Here is an 18,910-nt window from a genome sequence, read left to right as displayed (position 1 = left end):
GACGTAGAAGTCATTATCCCCCTGTATAAGTACTCATTATTATGTTTACATTTATTCTTTTATTCAATATAAAAAATCTGAGGTACTCTATTCGCACCTCAGATTTAAATTTTATTAATATCCAGTTTTAATTAAGCACGTTTAGCTTTATTTGGAATTAAGAAGAAAATGACAAAGAAAGCAGTTAAAACGATGATGGCATTAAAGAGTACGCCCGCTAAACCACCAAGTTCTAAATTCATTTTCGCTGCACAAACACCATAAATCGTACTTGATAAAGCTACACCAAATGCATTTCCTAGTGATGAAGCCATTTTATACAATCCAGAGGCAACACCCACTTTATCATCTGGCGCTTGATCAACTGCTGTATCTGTAGATGGTGTGGCATACATACCAAGCCCAATACCAAATAGTAGGTAACCAATAATACTTGAAATAATATAAAACAAATTAGGTAAGAAGGTGAGGGATAAAAGTAGTAACCCTAAAAATGTAAATCCACTACCTATAAGCAATGGCTTTTTAGCACCTAATTTTTGTAATAGTTTTTCACCTACACGAATCATTACAAGCACTGCTACTAAATAAGTGATAGAGATTAAACCTGCTTGTAATGAAGTGAAACCTAAATGACTTTGGTAATATGTATTTACTACGATAAGCGTACCACCTGCTACTCCATTTAGCATGAAGTTTGAAAGTGTAGCACCACTATATCCTTTATTCTTAAATAAACTAAAATCAACAAGTGGGTTCTCAGTTTTAAATTCACGAAGAACAAAGAATATACCAGCAATTAAAAATATTCCAAATAACGATAGAATGACAGGTGATAATAATCCACGATCAGAAGCTTGTGTTACCATCACATTGACACTTAATAATGTAATAACTAATAAAATCAAACCTATAAAATCAAATTTTGAACCGCTATTGTCTGTATCCGTATCTGGTTCATTTTTTGTTTCTGGCGTGTGTTTAATTAAGAAAAATGAAAGTATTGACAAAGCAATAGAAATAATAAAAATCCATTGCCATCCTATTGTTGAAGCGATAAATCCACCGAACAATGAACATATTCCACTTCCGCCCCATGAGCCAATAGACCAAAAACTTAATGCACGTTGTCTTTCTTTTCCTATGTAATATTCATTAATTATCGCAAGAGTTGATGGCATAATGAATGCACCTGATAAACCTTGCAAAGCACGTCCAATCAGTAATAACCATGGAACTGGTGTAATAATCAATAATAATGAACCAATGATATTTAAGCCTAGTCCCAAATAAGTCATTTTGACGCGACCAAATTTATCAGCAACATCTCCAGCACCTACAATAAACAAACCAGAAAATAAGGCAGATAAGCTCACTGCAATATTAATGGTACCCAAATCGGTATTAAATGATGATTGTAGTGTTGGCACAATATTAAGTAACGATTGCGCAAACAACCAAAATGTTAATACACTAATAATAATTCCAACGAGTAACCGATTATCTCCCTTAAATTCTTTTGAAGACTCCATTATAAAAAAATTCCTCCTACCTTGCCCAAAAACTATATAATTTTAAACTACATTAAAATTTTATCATAGCTTACTATAATGGGATATAAAAATCTTTTTTTCTTTTTAAATATTATTTTCCAAAATAAATTATCATTTAATATAAATTAAGTGCTAAGTATTTATAAGTGAACATTTTAAACTATCAACTTTAAATTTTCCATACTATAATAAAAAGTGTAGTAAAAATTTTGAATTTTATTAATATACTTAATAGGTGCAAAAATGTTTAATTTATTTATTTTATTACTTGAACGTGTAGGCTTAATTATTATTATTGCTTACATTTTAATGAATATTAATCACTTCAAGACGATTATGAGTGCACGTGAAAAATTACGTGCTCAAATAGAACTCACCATCTTATTTTCATTATTCGCAATTATTTCTAACTTTACTGGAATTGAAATTGAGCATGGCAAAATTATTTCTAGTAATATTTACTATCATCTAAATAATGAAACGTCACTTGCGAATACACGGGTATTAACGATTGGAATGTCTGGTTTAATTGGTGGTCCTTTTGTAGCGATTATCGTTGGTATTATCTCGGGCTTATCACGAATCCTCATTGGTGGCGCAAATGCTTATATTTACCTATTTTCATCAGTCATCATTGCATTAATTTCTGGATTTTATGGATATCGCACCATGAGACATAATCGCTATCCAACTGTTTTAATAGGTGCCATGATTGGATTAATAAACGAAAGTATTCAGATGGCTTGTATTTTAATTTTTGCTGATGATGTTTCTAATGCTTGGGCATTGGTAAAATTTATTGCTTTACCGATGATATTAATTAATAGTATTGGAACTGCGTTATTTTTATCTATTATTCTATCTACTTTAAAACAAGAAGAGCAAACACGTGCAATTCAAACTCATGACGTCCTTGAATTAGCAAACAAAACACTACCTTATTTTCGTTCAGGATTAAATGAAAAATCTGCTCGTCCTGTAGCTGAAATTATACTGAGGCTAATGAAAGTATCTGCTGTGGCAATTACTAATAAAACCGATATTTTAACACACGTAGGCGCGGGTAGTGATCATCATGTCGCTAAAAAAGAAATCATTACTAATTTATCTAAAGAAGTCATACGTACAGGCCAATTAAAAGAAGCCAATTCAAAAGAGGACATTGGATGTAATAATCCGAATTGTCCACTTCGAGAAGCTATCGTTGTGCCCTTAATGACGAATGGAAACGTCGCAGGTACTTTAAAATTTTATTTTACAGACTATAATCATATTACGACATCAACTAAACAACTTGCTCGGGGTTTAGCAGATATTTTTTCAAGTCAATTAGAACTGGGACTGGCCGAAACGCAAAGTAAATTATTACGAGATGCTGAAATTAAGTCTCTACAAGCTCAAGTTAATCCACACTTTTTCTTTAATGCGATTAACACCATTTCAGCACTTGTACGTATTGACAGTGAAAAAGCACGCAAGTTACTTTTGCAATTGAGTCAATTTTTCAGATCAAACTTACAAGGTGCGCGTAATAGCACGATTACTTTAGAAAAAGAATTACAACAAGTCAAAGCATATTTATCATTAGAGCAAGCACGTTTTCCAGATCGATTTACAATTAAATATCATATTGATGATGCCTATAAACAAGTATTAATTCCACCATTCATCATTCAAATTTTGGTGGAAAATGCAATTAAACACGCATTCAAACATCGACGAAAAGATAACATTATTTGTGTAGACGTTCAATACAAAGAAGCCTCATTAAAACTATCAGTTAGTGATAATGGACATGGTATAGCGCCTGAAAAATTACCCTCACTTGGACAAATCAGTGTGGCTTCAGAAACTGGAACTGGTAGTGCACTAGAAAACTTAAATCGCCGTCTCACTGGTTTATATGGTTCTAATGCAAAATTACACTTTGATACATCTAAGCACGGAACAACAGTATCCTGTATGATTCCATATCATTTAATCAAGGAGGAACGTTAAATGAGGACACTTATTGTTGACGATGAGCCATTAGCACGTAATGAATTACATTACTTATTAAATGAAATATCTGATTTCGAAATAATCGATGAAGCTGAAAATATTGAAGACACTTTAGAAAAACTGCTCTGTCACACCTATGATTTAGTGTTTTTAGATATTAATTTAATGGATGAAAATGGGATTGATTTAGCTCATAAAATTCGAAAAATGAAACAACCCCCTTATATCATTTTTGCTACGGCACATGATACGTTTGCAGTAAAAGCATTTGAATTAGATGCAGTTGATTATATATTAAAACCTTTTGAATTAGAACGAATTGAACAAGCAGTTCAAAAAGTAAAACGATTATTAAACGCTAAACAACAGATTCAAACATTGTCAGACCCTATCCACTCTCCACAATCACAAACGAATACTTCTTCTTATACTAATCATCAAAGTGTACTTCCTATCGAAGTGGATGAGCGTATTTATGTCATCAATTTAGACGATATTGTTGCAATTTCTGTGAACAATGGAATTTCGACTATTACGACTTTAAAAAAAACATATGAAACGACAGAACCGCTCAATTATTATGAGAAGAAATTACCTAAGCAGTTGTTTATAAAAATTCATAGAGCTACGATTATTAACAAGCAGTATATCGAAAGTGTCGAACACTGGTTTAATTATACGTATCAAGTGACAATGACAACGAATGTTAAATTTCAAGTTAGTCGTTCATTTATGAAATCATTTAAACAAGAAATTGGTCTTGCTTAATATATATTCTAAGTTAGCTTTTAACCTAACACTTCATATGATCAAGTGTTAGATTAAGAGCTTTTTTAATGCCATCATAGTTCATTTATTGTTCTATAAACACTTTCTGATTTTCAACTGGAAAATACTGCAACTCACCTATTAATTTTCGTAACTCACTTCTAAATCTAACTCAAGAAAGCGGTTTCATTTTATACTAACATAAAGAGAAAAGAAAAAGAGGGAGAGTATCAATATGGCGAAAAACAATTCAACTACCGCTAATACTCAAGGAAATAAGAAAGCAGGTAAAACTTACAATTTCTTTATCCAAGTATTAACTATTGTTGCTGTATTATTTGTTTCAAAAATTATTGAATCATTTATTCCGTTTCCAATGCCTGCATCGGTAATCGGACTCGTATTATTATTTATTTTATTAAGTTCAGGAGTCGTAAAATTACGTCAAGTAGAGGGTGTGGGAACCGCTCTAACAAATAATATCGGCTTCTTATTCGTACCAGCCGGTGTATCAGTTATTAATTCGTTACCACTTTTAAGTCAACATCCAATTTTAATTATTCTATTAATTATTATTTCAACATTATTATTATTAGTCAGTGTGGGCTATGTATCACAATTATTTGTAACAAAAACATTATTCCCTACTGAAGAACAAAATGAAAAAACACGACTTAAGGAGGAAAACTAATGGCTGATCACTTAGGTATTACAACACCTTATTTTGGTATTTTAGTCTCATTAATTCCATATATTATTGCACAATATTTCTATAAAAAAACAAATGGCTTTTTCCTACTGGCACCTTTATTTGTAGCGATGGTGGCAGGAATTGTCTTTTTAAAAGTAACAGGTATTAGTTATGATAACTATAAAATTGGTGGAGATATTATCAACTTCTTCTTAGAAGCTGCAACAATTAGTTTCGCGATTCCACTTTATAAAAAACGTCAAGTACTTAGAAAGTATTGGTTACAAATTTTTGGTGGTATTGCTGTGGGTACACTAGTAGCTTTAATCTTAATCTATTTAGTTGCAACATTATTCCACTTAGGTGATCAAATTAGTGCGTCTATGTTACCTCAAGCTGCAACAACTGCGATTGCCTTACCAGTATCTGACGGTATCGGTGGTGTAAAAGAATTAACATCATTAGCAGTTATCCTTAACGCTGTCGTTATTTCAGCATTAGGTGGAAAAATTGTAAAAATGTTTAAAATTTCAAATCCAATTGCACGTGGTTTAGCTCTTGGTACAAGTGGACACACACTTGGTGTTGCCGCTGCTAAAGAACTAGGAGAAACAGAAGAATCAATGGGAAGTATTGCAGTAGTAATTGTAGGTGTGATTATTGTTGTAATCGTACCACCACTTGCTTCACTATTATTCTAATAAAAAAAGCGTTGCTGACGAACTAAGTAACAACTTAGTCATCGTCTAAGCAACGCTTTTAATTTATCTTAAACTTTGTACTTGTTTACTAGAACGATGTGTGGGATCTAATTTTTTCTCTAATAAACGTAGACCAATATCAATTAAAATCGCAATTAATGCAATTGGAATCGCACCTGCAAGAATAAAGACTGTACCATCAGTAGAATTCGTTCCACGAATAATAATGTCTCCTAGCGTCGGTGCACCAATAAATGAACCAATAGCAACAATTCCTATTGCTACAACAAGTGCAATACGAATACCACCGATGATTACAGATAGCGATAGTGGAAGCTCAATCATACGCATAACTTGGTTATTAGTCATTCCCATACCTTTACCTGCGTCTTTAATATTGTAGTCAACCTCTGTCATACCTGTGTAGGTGTTTTTAATAATCGGTAGCAAGGAATATAAAAACACTGCAAATACAACTGTTGATGGACCGAGCCCTAACGCCAACATCAGTATAGCAAGCATTGCAATGGCTGGCACGGTTTGAATAACATTAGCAATAGTAATCACTGGCCATGCTATTTTTGAATAACGTGCAATTAAAATACCAATTGGAATGCCAATAATACATGCAAACAATACTCCATATATAGACATTAATAAATGTTTAAAAAAGAGTTCCATCAGATAGCCAAAATTCAAAGTGTAATATTCATAAAGCGAACTTAACACATTCCCTTTCACTGTTATTGACCACCTTTCTTATCTTCAAAATAGTTATGTTTTTTAATAAATTCTTCTGCAATGACGGCTGGTTCTTTTCCTTTTCCATCTGCTTCATAATTCAGTTTTTGCATTTCTTTTGTACTTATTGTATTTTCTAATTTTGTTAAAGCTTTATCAATCTCTGGATGGTCTTTAATTAATTCTTCTGTGGCTAATGGACTGCCATCATATGGAGGGAAAAAGTTACGGTCATCTTTTAAGATTTTCAAATTATATGCCGCAATACGTCCGTCTGTGGAGTAACCAACGGCAATATCTAATTTTTTGTTTTTAAGTGCATCATACACTAAACCAATTTGCATTGGACGTGCACTTTTGAACTTAAAGCCATACTCTTTTTGGAAAGCTGGGTATCCATCTCCAGCACGATTCATCCATTGAGTATCCATACCCAAGCGTAACTGATCTTTATATTTTTCTAAGTCTGATACTTTTTCTAAGTGATATTTATCAGCAGTTTCTTTTGTTACCATAAACGCATACGTGTTTTCAAAGCCAAGTGAATGATAATATTTTTGATCATATTTCTTTTTAAATAATCGCTGTGACTCATCCATGGCTTTATTCGCATCTCTAGTTGGGGGTGCATCGAGTACACTGGTTAACTCTGTTCCTGTAAAACGCACCGCTGACATATTAGCATCTCCACGCATAAGTGCATTATGTTGAACAATACTTGAACCTAAATTTCCAATAATGATTGGTTTGATATCTCCATTTGTATAATGTTCAATCATTAATTTCTCAATATTTGCTACTATTTTGGTTTCACTACTTTCAGTCGCTGTAATTTTCACACTGTCTTTCGAATTACTGTCACCTAAACCGGGTAAGCCGCATCCAGATAATACTACGAGAGACAATGCAAGAACGATAAATATATATTTAATATCTTTCATAGCTGTTCATTCCTCCCTTTTAAACTATCTAGATACTTTAAGACCTTTAGGTACAGCCCATTTTTCAACTAAAGATAATAAGAAATCCACAATCAGTGCCAAGCAAGTCACTAAAATTGTAGCACTAATAATCATTGGTGGTTCATAGAGAGTTAAGCCATTAAATACTAAATCACCTAAACCACCTGCACCAATATAACTCGCAAGTGTAGCCCAGCTAATGACATATACACTTGCAAGACGTATACCACTAATAATTAATGGTAAGGCAAGGGGTAATTCCACATCTTTCATTAATTGAAGTTTTGTCATCCCCATACTTGTTCCAGCTTCAATAATGTTTTTATCAATATTTTGAACTCCTAATACTGTATTATTTAAGATAGGTAATAATACATAGATAAATAAAGCTACAATTGCTGGTGTCTTACCTACACCAAAAATTGGAATCATAAGCGCTAAAATGGCAAGTGTTGGTACCGTTTGAAGTACACCTGCAATAGTCAATACAACATTCGCCGTACGTTTTGTTTTTGATAATAAAATACCAAGTGGTACAGCTACGACAATAGCAATAAGTAACGAAATAATAGAAATATAGAAATGTTCTATCGTTTTCGATACGAGTTCTTCTCCGTATTGTGCAAAAAAGTCTCTCATTAACGATCCACTCCCGTATCATCCGTATTATGGGTATGTTCTCTATCTGTTCCGTTCATAATATCTTCATGATAACGTTGTGTACCTTGTGTTGTTAAACGTTGTTGTGTTTCATTTTGACGTTCATTCTCTCGCTCAACTTCATTTGAATAGGTTTTAGAAGAGTGACTCGTTTCATTCTCTTCACCCCAAATGGAGTCATACACAATATCTACTAAGTTTGCTCGTGTAATCAGTCCAATTAATGTATCATGATCATCTACTACAGGCACATTACGTACATTACGCTTTAAAATAGTTCGCACTGAATCTTGTAGTTTTGAATCGATATGTACTTTATAAACATCACGCTGCATCGTATCAATTAATTCTTTACCTTGACGTAATCCTTGATTTATATCTTCAATATCTAAAAACCCTAAAAGACGATGTTTATTATTCACTACAAAAATAGTGTCTATACGATGGGTTCTCATAATATTGACTGCATCATTAAGAGAATCGTCAGCTTGAATAGTAATTGGTTTGATCATTGCATCTTCAACCGTTCTCATGTTTGGTCGATCTTGAATCAGTCTATTTTGTCCAATAAATTCTCTAACAAAATCATTTGCTGGATATCTTAAAACATTGTCCGGTGTATCATATTGAACGATCTGGCCTTTCGACATAATACAAATTTTGTCTGCTAGCTTAATCGCTTCATCCATATCATGAGTTACAAAAATAAACGTTTTTCCTAACTTTTTTTGTAAATCTTTAACTAAATCTTGTAACGTATCTCTAGTTATAGGATCTAATGCACCGAACGGTTCGTCCATCAAAATAATGTCTTGTTCTGCTGCAAGCGCTCTAACTACACCAATACGTTGTTGTTGTCCACCCGACAGTTCAGACGGATAACGATCTAAGTAATCCTCAGGTAAATCGACTAATTTAATCAACTCTTTTGCTTTAGCATCTTTCTTTTCTTTAGACCATTTTAAAAGTTTTGGAACGAGCACAATATTTTCTCTGATAGTCATATGTGGCATTAATCCAATTTGTTGAATCACGTATCCAATACTACGACGTAATTCTACTGGATTCATGTTACGTACATCTTTACCATTCATTTCAATTGAACCCTCTGTAGGTTCAATCATGCGATTAATCATTCTTAATGCTGTTGTTTTACCACTACCACTTGTTCCAATAAATGCAACAAATTCTCCAGCTTCAATATTTAAAGAAATATTATCGACTGCTTTCTTATTTCCAGAATAAATTTTAGTAAGGTTCTTTATACTAAGCGTCATAGGATGTCCCCTTCTATCGTATTAATGATGGAAAATTTTAAATACAAAAAAGCCAAAGTATTCTATTTTTGATTGTCTCAATCAAGAACCATATGGCCATTGCGTAATAAAGTTTTAAAAAATTGCATTTTAATAGAAATCGTTAAAATTCCACCACCTATACTTATATACCCTTTATAATTTTTTGAAACATTATTTATATGTAATAATTAATTTTTTTACCTAATTATTTTTTTAAGTTTTTAAATTTAACATTACTTATATACAACTATTCTTTGTAAATAGTACATTCCAACTTTTTTATATTGTCTACAATTAAAGTTCGAAAAATTGTCAAATTTTTCTAAAGTGTTTAACAATTCATTTATATATATTTGAATTTCTGAGTTCCTCGTATTAATCTATAATTACAAAGTGTTTTTTATTATGAAAGGGATGTTATATATCATGAAAGCAGCAGTATGGTATGGTCAAAAAGATGTTCGCGTTGAAGATCGTGAACCAAAAGAATTAAAAGATAACGAAGTAAAAGTTAAAGTATCTTGGGCTGGTATTTGTGGTACTGACTTACACGAATATTTAGAAGGTCCAGTATTTATTTCCACTGACAAACCTGATCCATTCTTAGGTCAAAAAGCACCTGTAACTTTAGGACATGAATTCTCAGGTATCGTTGAAGAAGTGGGGAAAGACGTTACAAAATATAAAAAAGGTGACCGTGTCGTTGTAAACCCAACTGTTTCTGCACGTGAAAAAGAAGAAAATTTAGATTTATATGATGGGTATACATTCATCGGATTGGGTTCAGATGGTGGTTTCGCTGAATTTACTAATGCACCTGAAGACAATGTGTATCACTTACCTGAAAATGTGTCTGCTCAAGAAGGTGCATTAGTTGAACCAACAGCAGTAGCAGTGCAAGCTGTTAAAGAAGGTAACTTATTATTTGGTGATACAGTGGCTATCTTTGGTGCAGGTCCAATTGGTTTATTAACAGTCGTTGCAGCTAAAGCAGCTGGTGCTAGTAAAATCTTTGTATTTGATTTATCAGAAGAACGTTTAGCTAAAGCTAAAGAAGTGGGCGCAACTCACGTTGTAAACTCTGGTAATACTGACCCATTAGAATTCGTAAACGAACATACTGAAAACGGTGTAGATGTAACCTTTGAAGTAGCTGGTGTTGGCGTAACATTAGCACAATCTGTAAAAGTAACACGCCCAAGAGGTAGTGTTGTCATTGTTTCAATCTTTGCACACGAAGTTAACTTTGATCCAATGTTATTGACAAACTCTGGTGTTAAATTAACGTCTACTATTGCTTATACACCAACAACATTCCAACAAACAATTGATTTAATCGCAAATGGCAGCTTAGATGTTAAGAGCGTTGTCACAGATAAAATTGAATTAGCTGACATCGTTGAATCAGGATTCAATCAATTAGTTAATGATAAATCACAAGCTAAAATCCTAGTTAAATTAAATGGTGACCAAAAATATTAATTAAATGTTTTAACCCTGTAAAGAAAACTTCTTTACAGGGTTTTTTGTATTATTTCAAATCATACGATTCTATGCCTATCATCTCTATTTTTATTTATCATTTATTCCCTTTCTACATCGGTTTCACTACATACTTTTTCATAACATTATCATCATTATATTATAGAAAAAATTTAATAAACTCCTTTTAATAATATTTTGAAATCTCTTAAATATTTAATTTGACTAATTAAATGATAAGCGTATAATTATATCGTGTTTTTTTTATAAAAAATAAAATAAATTAAAAGGAGTATTTATGGGAAAGAATAAAAACGATAATAAAATTAGCTTGACGCAACTCGTGTTACTCGGTTTAGGTTCGTTAATTGGTTCTGGTTGGCTCTTTGGCGCATGGGAAGCATCTTCAGTAGCTGGACCAGCAGCCATTATCTCATGGGTCATAGGCTTCATAGTTATTGGAACGATTTCTTATAACTATATTGAAATAGGAACAATGTTTCCACAATCTGGTGGCATGAGTAACTATGCTCAATATACACATGGTTCATTACTTGGCTTCATTGCTGCATGGGCAAATTGGGTCTCACTCGTAACGATTATTCCAATTGAAGCAGTATCTGCAGTCCAATATATCAGCTCTTGGCCTTGGGACTGGGCTAAGCCAACTCAGGCATTGATGCATAATGGTTCAATAAGTACAGTTGGTTTATTTGTTGTTTACATAATCATTATTGTCTTTTCATTATTAAATTATTGGTCTGTAAAATTATTAACGTCATTTACAAGTTTAATTTCTGTATTTAAATTAGGGGTGCCACTCTTAACAATTATTATGTTAACAATCTCAGGGTTTGATTCAGGAAACTATGGTCATTCCTTGAATACATTTATGCCATATGGTAGTGCTCCTATCTTTGCAGCAACAACAACATCAGGTATTATCTTCTCATTTAATGCATTCCAAACGATCATTAATATGGGCTCAGAAATTAAAAATCCTGAGAAAAACATTGCACGTGGTATCGGCATTTCACTAATATTAAGTGCAATTTTATATATTATCTTACAAAGTACATTTATCACTTCAATGCCACAATCAATGATTCATTCACATGGTTGGCACGGTATTAACTTTAATTCACCATTTGCAGACATGGCAATTTTATTAAGTATTAATTGGTTAGCCATTTTACTTTATATTGAAGCCGTAGTATCTCCATTTGGTACTGGTGTATCATTTGTAGCCATTACTGGTCGCGTATTAAGCGCTATGGAAAAAAATGGTCATATTCCTAAATTCTTAGGAAAAATTAATTCAAAATATAATATTCCACGTGTTGCGATTGCATTTAATGCTGTCATGAGTATGATCATGGTAACGTTATTCCGCGATTGGGGGGTACTTGCAGCTGTTATTTCAACTGCAACATTAGTAGCCTATCTTACAGGCCCTACTACAGTTATTGCGTTACGTAAAATGGGGCCTAAATTGCATCGTCCCTTCCGTGGTAAATTATTAAAAATCATGGCACCTTTATCATTCGTATTAGCATCATTGGCCATTTATTGGGCAATGTGGCCTACTACAGCAGAAGTTATTTTAATTATTATTTTAGGTTTACCAATTTACTTCTTCTATGAATATAAAATGAATTGGAAAAATACTAAAAAGCAAATTGGCGGTAGCTTATGGATTATTGTCTATCTTATTTTATTAGCTGCTATGTCATTTATAGGTAGTAAAGAATTTAAAGGTATGAACTGGATTCACTACCCATATGACTTTATTGCTATTATTGTGTTGTCCCTCATTTTTTATAAAATTGGTTCTTCAAGTCACTTCAATAGTATTTACTTCAAACGTGCTAAGAAAATCAATAAAAAAATGAAAGATGGTTCGCCAGAAGAAGCGGAAGCAGCTGCTAAAGGTAACGAATAATCATTCAAACGTCTGAAACAAGTTAGAGAATAGTCTCATCTTGCTTCAGACGTTTTTTTTAATGTTATATTAGATATAAGATAAGTATGGAGATGATACTGTTGACCTTAATTAAAACACATGGCGGAGATATTAAAGGCTATACTAAAAAGAAAATTAATTACTTTCTCGGGATTCCTTATGCTAATCAACCTATCAATGAACATCGATTTAAACACTCGAAATGCTTAAAAACTTGGAATAAGACCATTGAAGCAACATCGTTTAAATCTATACCACCACAACCCTACAACAAACTCGAAACCTTCTTCTCATCACATGCTCAATTATTTAATCAAAGTGAAGACTGTTTATATTTAAATATTTGGTGTCAAAATAATCAATATAAAAATAAGCCTGTCATTATCTATTTTTATGGTGGTGGCTTTGTGAACGGACATGGTTCTCAGGAACTTTATACACCTGAACATATTGTTGAACAACATGATGTCATTGTCATTACGTTTAATTATCGTTTAGGTGCTTTAGGATTTTTAGACTGGTCTTACTTCAATAGCGATTATAATAAAAACAATGGTTTGTCTGATCAAATTAATGCACTCAAATGGATACATACGTTTATTAAATATTTCGGTGGAAATTCAAACAATATAACATTAATGGGACAGTCTGCTGGTAGTATGAGTATTATGGCATTAATGCAACGACCAGAATTAGATAAATACTATCATCAAGTGATGTTATTAAGTGGAACGCTACGTCTTGATTCTCATTTATTAGGACAAAAGAAAGCAGCCCATTTTGCCTATCTGAAAGATACCTATTTTCCTAAAAAAAGAATGACTCATTTAACAACTTTAGAGATATTATCATTAATGGCTTATGATGAAGCATCACGCGGAAAATCAAAAGGTCTTGAATTGATTTATGCACCTATTCAAGAGTCAAACATGTCTCGTCCCCTTTCTCAATTTACTAAACCGGTTGTTATAGGTACTACGAAAGAGGAAGGCAATATTTATATTCGCAATGAATCTAGAAAATTATCACCTGAGCGCTTTGTGGAAGTCATGACATTAAATGATATACACCTTCACATTTCTCAAGCTCAAACTGGTAAAGACCAAGCCCGTATGGTGACAACGCATTATTTTGAAACACCTGCAATTTCATTTTTAAATCAACTTGACAACAATCCCCATTGTTGGAAATTACGTTTTGACTGGTGCCTTTCTAATGCATCACCGTTTCAATCTGCTTATCATATTTTAGATTTAGTGTTTTGGTTTGGAAAATTAGAGGTTTTAAAAGCGCATGGTGTGAACTCATTAGAACATGAACGTCATCTCAGTAAACATATGATAGATGATTTAATCTATTTTGCGACATACCACACTATGCCGTGGCCATCTTATTCTCCTCAAACACCTTATTGTTATATATATAAATAAAAAGAAGCGGAACAATGAATTCAAAATGAATTCTGTTCCACTTCCTACTTAATTTTTTATATAAGACATATTTTTTAAACTTATGACAATAATAAGACCCATAGCTCCAACCATTGCGCTCACAATCGTGACTGCTTGAACAGAGATATTTGAAACAACGAGTCCTCCAATAATGCCCCCAAATCCTATTCCCGCATTCAGACTCGACATATTCCAACTCATCACTTGACTCGTATCACCTTCAACATGTTCAATTATACCACTTTGAATTGCTGGGTTGGTACTCCACTGTACAATATTCCATATAAACAATCCAATTAATAATAGGGTAACAGTATGCAAAATAAGATTCATTATCAACATCATAACTATAAAAATAGAAAAGGCAATGATTAGCCAACGTTTACTGCTAAGTTTATCTGCTAATATGCCACCTAACGACGTACCAATCACTCCTGCAATCCCATTCACTAATAACGCCAATGATACAAATCCCATTTGATGACCATGATTCAAAATAAGAGGATTAATATAAACAAATGTCACAGAATTTGCTACTAAAATTAAAAAAGTAATTGCTAAATATTTGACTACCTCCACTGGTCTTAAAATTTTAGATGTATTTGGCTGTTTATTTGAAGTTGAACCCCATTGACGTTGAACTTGATTTAATTCTGATGTTGATGGTAAATATACCATCATCAGTACACCAGCTATCACACTCACAATAATAATAAATAAGAACGTAAATCTCCAACCTATTGCATCCCCAATCATCGTACCGATTGGGACGCCAAATACATTAGCCCCACTAAATCCAGTATAAACGACACCAATCATTTTCCCTCTATTTTTAGGTATCGTTAACATCGCTGTTAAAGCTAAGACTTTAACGATAATGAGTGAAGCGGCTGCTGAAGATAAGATACGTCCAATCACTAAAATAGTAAAGTTAGGCGCCATCGCAATCATTGCATTTCCAATGATAAATGCAACGAGTGTCCATAATAAGACCGGTCGTACTGCAAAGCGATTCGTAAGCTTAACAAGTATGGGGCCACAAATAGCAAATGTTAATGCATATAAAGTCACAAGCTGACCAATAATCGCTTCAGAGACACCGAGATCTCCACTCATTAAATTCATAATTCCTGCAACCATCATCTCAACCATACCGACGATAAACACACTAATAATGAAGGTTGCCACTCGCATGACAGACATGCATAGAACTCCTTTCTTTATATATTTTGGTATAAAAAAACAGTTACGCAATGGTAACCTTTATCATTCGTAACTGTTTCATTATATAATAATTTTTTAAATTTTTGTGCGAAAAAATATGTCATTGAGATTTAGTTATTGTCTTTTATATTCGTTGTACGTGCTACGAGTTGATGACGTGCATTAAAGAATTGACCATAACTTAAATACGTTGCAATCAATGCAGACATAATCGTTGCAGTAGTATGAATAAACACAACAAGTAATTGGAATTTGATGGCTTGTAATGGTGCCATACCTCCAATAATTAATCCTGTCATCATACCCGGAATAGACACTAACCCATATGTTTTTACAGAATCAATTGTTGGAACAATCGCTAAACGAATACTTTCACGAATCGCCCCTTTAGACGCAAGCTTTGGCGTTGCTGCTAATGTTAACTTAGATTCAATATCATCTACATCTCGAACGAACGCACGATCTAAATTTTGATATGCCAAATTAATGGCAATTAAACCATTATTTGCAAGCATACCACCGATAGGAATGACATCATTTGCTTTAAAATCGATAGCACCAGCAAGCACTGCACATACTAACGGAATTGCTGTTGATATAAATATAGAAACAAAAGAAATCCAAAACACATGATGCATAACAGGCGATGCACGATGAATTGTATTCCAAGAAGCGTTAATAATAATGACTAATACTGCAATCAATAATATCCATACTTGATCAATTTTAAAAATATATTCTAATATCAATCCTAAAATTAATAATTGAACCACCGCTCTAATCGAAGCGACGACTAAATCTTTGATAATATGTAAGCCTTCTTTATATGAAATAATAATAGGAATTAATAATAATAATGCTGTTAAACAAAGCGCTGTATTACTCATTATGACTTAACACCTCCTCATTTGTAATCTGACCATCTTTAATAGTAATTCTTCTTTGGAAATTTCTCATACTTTGATCATTACTATGCGTAATCCATAATATAGCGACGCCTTCATCTGCTAATTTAAAGATAATATCTTCAATTTTTTCTTTATTTTGCGTATCAAGTGCACTCGTTGATTCATCTAGAAGTAATATTTCTGGTTGATACATTAACTGGCGTGCAATAGCAATACGTTGACGTTCTCCACCAGACATATGTTTTACTTTTGAATCTAGACTATAGTTTGACAAGCCGACTTTATTAAGTAAATCATTCGCTTTATCTTCATCAAATTGATCATGATGCGTTAATGCTGGGAAAGCCATATTATCTTCTACTGTCGTTCCAAATAATTCACTTTGTTGCATCATGTAACTAATTTTAGAACGTAATTCTTCAGGACTGTACTCATCATATGGTTTTCCTTTAAATAACAATTCTCCTTCAGTCGGACTAATTAAATTGTTGAGTTGCTTTAAGAATGTACTTTTTCCGCTTCCAGAAGGACCAACCACTGCAACGGTTTCACCTTGATCTAATTTAAAATTAATATTATTGAGTATCGTTCGTTGATCTGCTTTGTAGGTCAGATGTTTTACTTCTAATAACACAAGCGTTTCCTCCTTATCTTTACTCTTTAATGAGATGACATATTCTTTTTTATCATAACAAAAAAAGAGGCAAAGTAATGAAATTCAATGTTACTATTTTTTGAATTTCAATGACTCTACCTCTTACTCTTAACCCCAAATGATACTCATAATAATCGCTATAAAAGAAATAAAATTATTTATCATATGAAGGGTAATCGTCATCGCTAAATTTCGACCACTTAAGTGATATGCCACAACAAATCCTGTAGCCATAATTAAATAAGGACCAACTTCAAATGGTGATGATGCACTTGTCATATGTAATCCTGCAAATCCGAGCACTGACACGACATACATCACACCATACGTTAATTTTTTACCTAACTCATGAATTAACAAATGTCTAAATAATAATTCTTCTACAAAAGGTGTAATAATCACAATATCTAAAAATAAAACAGGCCAAAGCCAATTGATTTCAAACATTTTAATAATCATTTTGTTATTTTCTGTATCATCAAACTGATATTGTTTCGGTAAAAATTCCATTAAATAACCATATGCGCCTTGCAACACATAAAGGGCCACCATCACAATGATAATGAGTGGAATATGTTTTTTTAAAGCTTTGAATCGTGAGATGGCAATAGGAATAATGGTTTTGCGATGCATTAAATAAAAGACTACTAATACAAGACATTGACCAATTAACGTAAAGACTTGGGCATATCCTAAATAATATTTTGTAAACTTACTTTCCGATATATGACCTCCTGTGATGCCTGAAATTATTCCCATCACAATAAATGTAAGAATCAACGGAAAAACAATATTCATGACTAAATATGTAGGTATGAGCCAAAAATCACGTTTAACAATACGTTTTGAATCAAATTCATTTCTTATCGGTCGCTGCTCTGAGGTTTGGTAGTATGTATCATTATGTTCCGAAGTCATATAACTCTCCTATTCTTTCTATTTAAACAAGCTTATCAATCATTGTAATAATAAATATGATGAGTTGTACAGTACTATGATAAAGATAGGACGCTGCTAAATTTTTCCCACTTTTCATATATACAATCACTGCACCTATTGAAATAATCATGTAAGGTATGGCTTCCAATATTGAAATTAAATCATATACTTGGACAATGGTTTCTATTAAAACACTAACAATCATCATTACTAAAAGATTAAATTTTTTGCCTAATTCATGAATCAATAGATGACGAAATAGTAACTCATCAATTAAGGGTCGTAATAATACTACTGAAATAAAAGTGAATATCAGTGCACTTGGATGAATAAACAATCCTTCTAAACGACGTTGTGCTTGTGTGTCTACGTAGCCAAAAGGATGCGGTAACATGTGTGCCAATGCATTAAAACCATAATATAACATCACACTAACGATTACGGTGATTATAATCAATTTCAAATACTGATGAATCGCAATACGATATTGTCGTCGTACAACACTCGTAATATAAAACTTATGTAATGTGAAAAATAATCCTAACACAATAAATTGAGCAATCACAAAACTTAAACTTAGCATCACATTATATAAATAAGATGGCGGTGGTTGTTGGGTAACCATAGCCGTCACACCTAATACACCAAAAACAATAATAATAGGCGTTAAAATTTGGAAAAAGATAAACAAAGGAATGAGTAGAAAATCTTTTTTTATTATTTCAGGATTACCCCATCGATTTTTTGATACCACTTGTGTGATCACATCTTTTTCTTTTTTCATATATCACCTCAACGATCTACGTATATAGTACTTTATCATTTAAAAACATTATTGTCATAAGAGATTCTAACTTTTTCATTATTTGATATTTAAAGATAAATATTAAATCTATTTATTTTTATTTGTAAA

At 32.6% G+C, this 18,910-nt stretch carries 17 protein-coding genes; 7 read left to right on the top strand and 10 right to left on the bottom strand.

Annotated features, from left to right (window positions below):
* Positions 1-131 precede the first annotated feature (131 nt).
* On the bottom strand, positions 132-1,532 hold the full coding sequence (locus HMPREF2930_RS10375) for an MFS transporter (protein WP_017174990.1): 1,401 nt from the start codon (positions 1,530-1,532) through the stop codon (positions 132-134).
* Between the two features lie 264 nt (positions 1,533-1,796).
* Here HMPREF2930_RS10375 and HMPREF2930_RS10370 point away from each other — a divergent pair, with 264 nt between their 5' ends.
* The 4 genes from HMPREF2930_RS10370 (at position 1,797) to lrgB (ending at position 5,714) form a co-directional block, all read left to right on the top strand.
* Complete coding sequence (locus HMPREF2930_RS10370) at positions 1,797-3,551, top strand: sensor histidine kinase (protein WP_017174991.1); 1,755 nt, start codon at positions 1,797-1,799, stop codon at positions 3,549-3,551.
* A complete protein-coding gene (locus HMPREF2930_RS10365) occupies positions 3,552-4,322 on the top strand; it encodes a response regulator transcription factor LytR (RefSeq protein ID WP_017174992.1) in 771 nt (256 codons plus the stop codon). It begins immediately after the preceding gene.
* Positions 4,323-4,557: 235 nt separating this feature from the next.
* The gene (gene lrgA / locus HMPREF2930_RS10360) at positions 4,558-5,013 is read left to right on the top strand and encodes an antiholin-like murein hydrolase modulator LrgA (protein ID WP_017174993.1); all 456 of its coding nucleotides are present in this window, start codon (positions 4,558-4,560) and stop codon (positions 5,011-5,013) included.
* Positions 5,013-5,714 (top strand): antiholin-like protein LrgB, encoded by a 702-nt coding sequence (gene lrgB / locus HMPREF2930_RS10355; RefSeq protein ID WP_002448343.1) that lies wholly within the window; start codon positions 5,013-5,015, stop codon positions 5,712-5,714. Before lrgA ends, lrgB begins: the two co-directional genes overlap by 1 nt.
* A 63-nt stretch (positions 5,715-5,777) precedes the next feature.
* Here lrgB and HMPREF2930_RS10350 read toward each other — a convergent pair whose 3' ends face one another.
* From HMPREF2930_RS10350 to HMPREF2930_RS10335, 4 genes are read right to left on the bottom strand one after another with little or no spacing between them, the layout of a single operon-like run.
* Positions 5,778-6,455 (bottom strand): ABC transporter permease, encoded by a 678-nt coding sequence (locus HMPREF2930_RS10350; protein WP_017174994.1) that lies wholly within the window; start codon positions 6,453-6,455, stop codon positions 5,778-5,780.
* A gap of 2 nt (positions 6,456-6,457) precedes the next feature.
* Positions 6,458-7,396, bottom strand: coding sequence for an osmoprotectant ABC transporter substrate-binding protein (locus tag HMPREF2930_RS10345; RefSeq protein ID WP_017174995.1), 939 nt, complete (start codon positions 7,394-7,396; stop codon positions 6,458-6,460).
* 24 nt (positions 7,397-7,420) lie between these two features.
* The gene (locus tag HMPREF2930_RS10340; protein WP_017174996.1) at positions 7,421-8,056 is read right to left on the bottom strand and encodes an ABC transporter permease; all 636 of its coding nucleotides are present in this window, start codon (positions 8,054-8,056) and stop codon (positions 7,421-7,423) included.
* Positions 8,056-9,354 (bottom strand): betaine/proline/choline family ABC transporter ATP-binding protein, encoded by a 1,299-nt coding sequence (locus HMPREF2930_RS10335; protein WP_017174997.1) that lies wholly within the window; start codon positions 9,352-9,354, stop codon positions 8,056-8,058. The genes HMPREF2930_RS10340 and HMPREF2930_RS10335 overlap by 1 nt, the downstream gene beginning before the upstream one ends.
* A 447-nt stretch (positions 9,355-9,801) precedes the next feature.
* Here HMPREF2930_RS10335 and HMPREF2930_RS10330 point away from each other — a divergent pair, with 447 nt between their 5' ends.
* From HMPREF2930_RS10330 to HMPREF2930_RS10320, 3 genes are all read left to right on the top strand, one after another.
* Complete coding sequence (locus HMPREF2930_RS10330; RefSeq protein WP_029376761.1) at positions 9,802-10,857, top strand: 2,3-butanediol dehydrogenase; 1,056 nt, start codon at positions 9,802-9,804, stop codon at positions 10,855-10,857.
* A 298-nt stretch (positions 10,858-11,155) separates the two neighbouring features.
* A complete protein-coding gene (locus HMPREF2930_RS10325; protein ID WP_017174999.1) occupies positions 11,156-12,799 on the top strand; it encodes an APC family permease in 1,644 nt (547 codons plus the stop codon).
* 101 nt (positions 12,800-12,900) lie between these two features.
* Positions 12,901-14,250: a carboxylesterase family protein gene (locus HMPREF2930_RS10320; protein WP_017175000.1), complete on the top strand. Its 1,350-nt coding sequence runs from the start codon at positions 12,901-12,903 to the stop codon at positions 14,248-14,250.
* A 48-nt stretch (positions 14,251-14,298) separates the two neighbouring features.
* Here the strand turns inward: HMPREF2930_RS10320 and HMPREF2930_RS10315 are convergent, their stop codons facing one another.
* The 5 genes from HMPREF2930_RS10315 to lnsB form a co-directional block, all read right to left on the bottom strand.
* Positions 14,299-15,474, bottom strand: a complete 1,176-nt coding sequence (locus HMPREF2930_RS10315) for an MFS transporter (protein WP_017175001.1) — start codon at positions 15,472-15,474, stop codon at positions 14,299-14,301.
* Between the two features lie 131 nt (positions 15,475-15,605).
* A complete protein-coding gene (gene fetB, locus HMPREF2930_RS10310) occupies positions 15,606-16,382 on the bottom strand; it encodes an ABC transporter permease (protein WP_017175002.1) in 777 nt (258 codons plus the stop codon).
* The gene (locus tag HMPREF2930_RS10305) at positions 16,375-17,037 is read right to left on the bottom strand and encodes an ABC transporter ATP-binding protein (RefSeq protein WP_017175003.1); all 663 of its coding nucleotides are present in this window, start codon (positions 17,035-17,037) and stop codon (positions 16,375-16,377) included. The genes fetB and HMPREF2930_RS10305 overlap by 8 nt, the downstream gene beginning before the upstream one ends.
* Before the next feature lie 129 nt (positions 17,038-17,166).
* Positions 17,167-17,976 carry a CPBP family intramembrane glutamic endopeptidase gene (locus tag HMPREF2930_RS10300; RefSeq protein ID WP_017175004.1) on the bottom strand — a complete coding sequence of 270 codons (810 nt, stop codon included), beginning with the start codon at positions 17,974-17,976 and terminating at the stop codon, positions 17,167-17,169.
* Between the two features lie 22 nt (positions 17,977-17,998).
* Positions 17,999-18,781: a CPBP family lipoprotein N-acylation protein LnsB gene (gene lnsB / locus HMPREF2930_RS10295; RefSeq protein ID WP_037541486.1), complete on the bottom strand. Its 783-nt coding sequence runs from the start codon at positions 18,779-18,781 to the stop codon at positions 17,999-18,001.
* Positions 18,782-18,910: the final 129 nt, after the last annotated feature.

It is taken from the genome of Staphylococcus sp. HMSC068C09 (assembly GCF_001813735.1).
Lineage (GTDB): Bacteria > Bacillota > Bacilli > Staphylococcales > Staphylococcaceae > Staphylococcus > Staphylococcus hominis.
This window is presented reverse-complemented; position numbering and strand designations above follow the sequence as displayed.

Coding starts and splice junctions, on each gene's coding strand:
- HMPREF2930_RS10375 (WP_017174990.1), bottom strand. CDS start 1,532: ATGGAGTCTTCAAAAGAATTTAAGGGAGATAATCGGTTACTCGTTGGA.
- HMPREF2930_RS10370 (WP_017174991.1), top strand. CDS start 1,797: ATGTTTAATTTATTTATTTTATTACTTGAACGTGTAGGCTTAATTATT.
- HMPREF2930_RS10365 (WP_017174992.1), top strand. CDS start 3,552: ATGAGGACACTTATTGTTGACGATGAGCCATTAGCACGTAATGAATTA.
- lrgA (WP_017174993.1), top strand. CDS start 4,558: ATGGCGAAAAACAATTCAACTACCGCTAATACTCAAGGAAATAAGAAA.
- lrgB (WP_002448343.1), top strand. CDS start 5,013: ATGGCTGATCACTTAGGTATTACAACACCTTATTTTGGTATTTTAGTC.
- HMPREF2930_RS10345 (WP_017174995.1), bottom strand. CDS start 7,396: ATGAAAGATATTAAATATATATTTATCGTTCTTGCATTGTCTCTCGTA.
- HMPREF2930_RS10340 (WP_017174996.1), bottom strand. CDS start 8,056: ATGAGAGACTTTTTTGCACAATACGGAGAAGAACTCGTATCGAAAACG.
- HMPREF2930_RS10335 (WP_017174997.1), bottom strand. CDS start 9,354: ATGACGCTTAGTATAAAGAACCTTACTAAAATTTATTCTGGAAATAAG.
- HMPREF2930_RS10330 (WP_029376761.1), top strand. CDS start 9,802: ATGAAAGCAGCAGTATGGTATGGTCAAAAAGATGTTCGCGTTGAAGAT.
- HMPREF2930_RS10325 (WP_017174999.1), top strand. CDS start 11,156: ATGGGAAAGAATAAAAACGATAATAAAATTAGCTTGACGCAACTCGTG.
- HMPREF2930_RS10315 (WP_017175001.1), bottom strand. CDS start 15,474: ATGTCTGTCATGCGAGTGGCAACCTTCATTATTAGTGTGTTTATCGTC.
- fetB (WP_017175002.1), bottom strand. CDS start 16,382: ATGAGTAATACAGCGCTTTGTTTAACAGCATTATTATTATTAATTCCT.
- HMPREF2930_RS10300 (WP_017175004.1), bottom strand. CDS start 17,976: ATGACTTCGGAACATAATGATACATACTACCAAACCTCAGAGCAGCGA.
- lnsB (WP_037541486.1), bottom strand. CDS start 18,781: ATGAAAAAAGAAAAAGATGTGATCACACAAGTGGTATCAAAAAATCGA.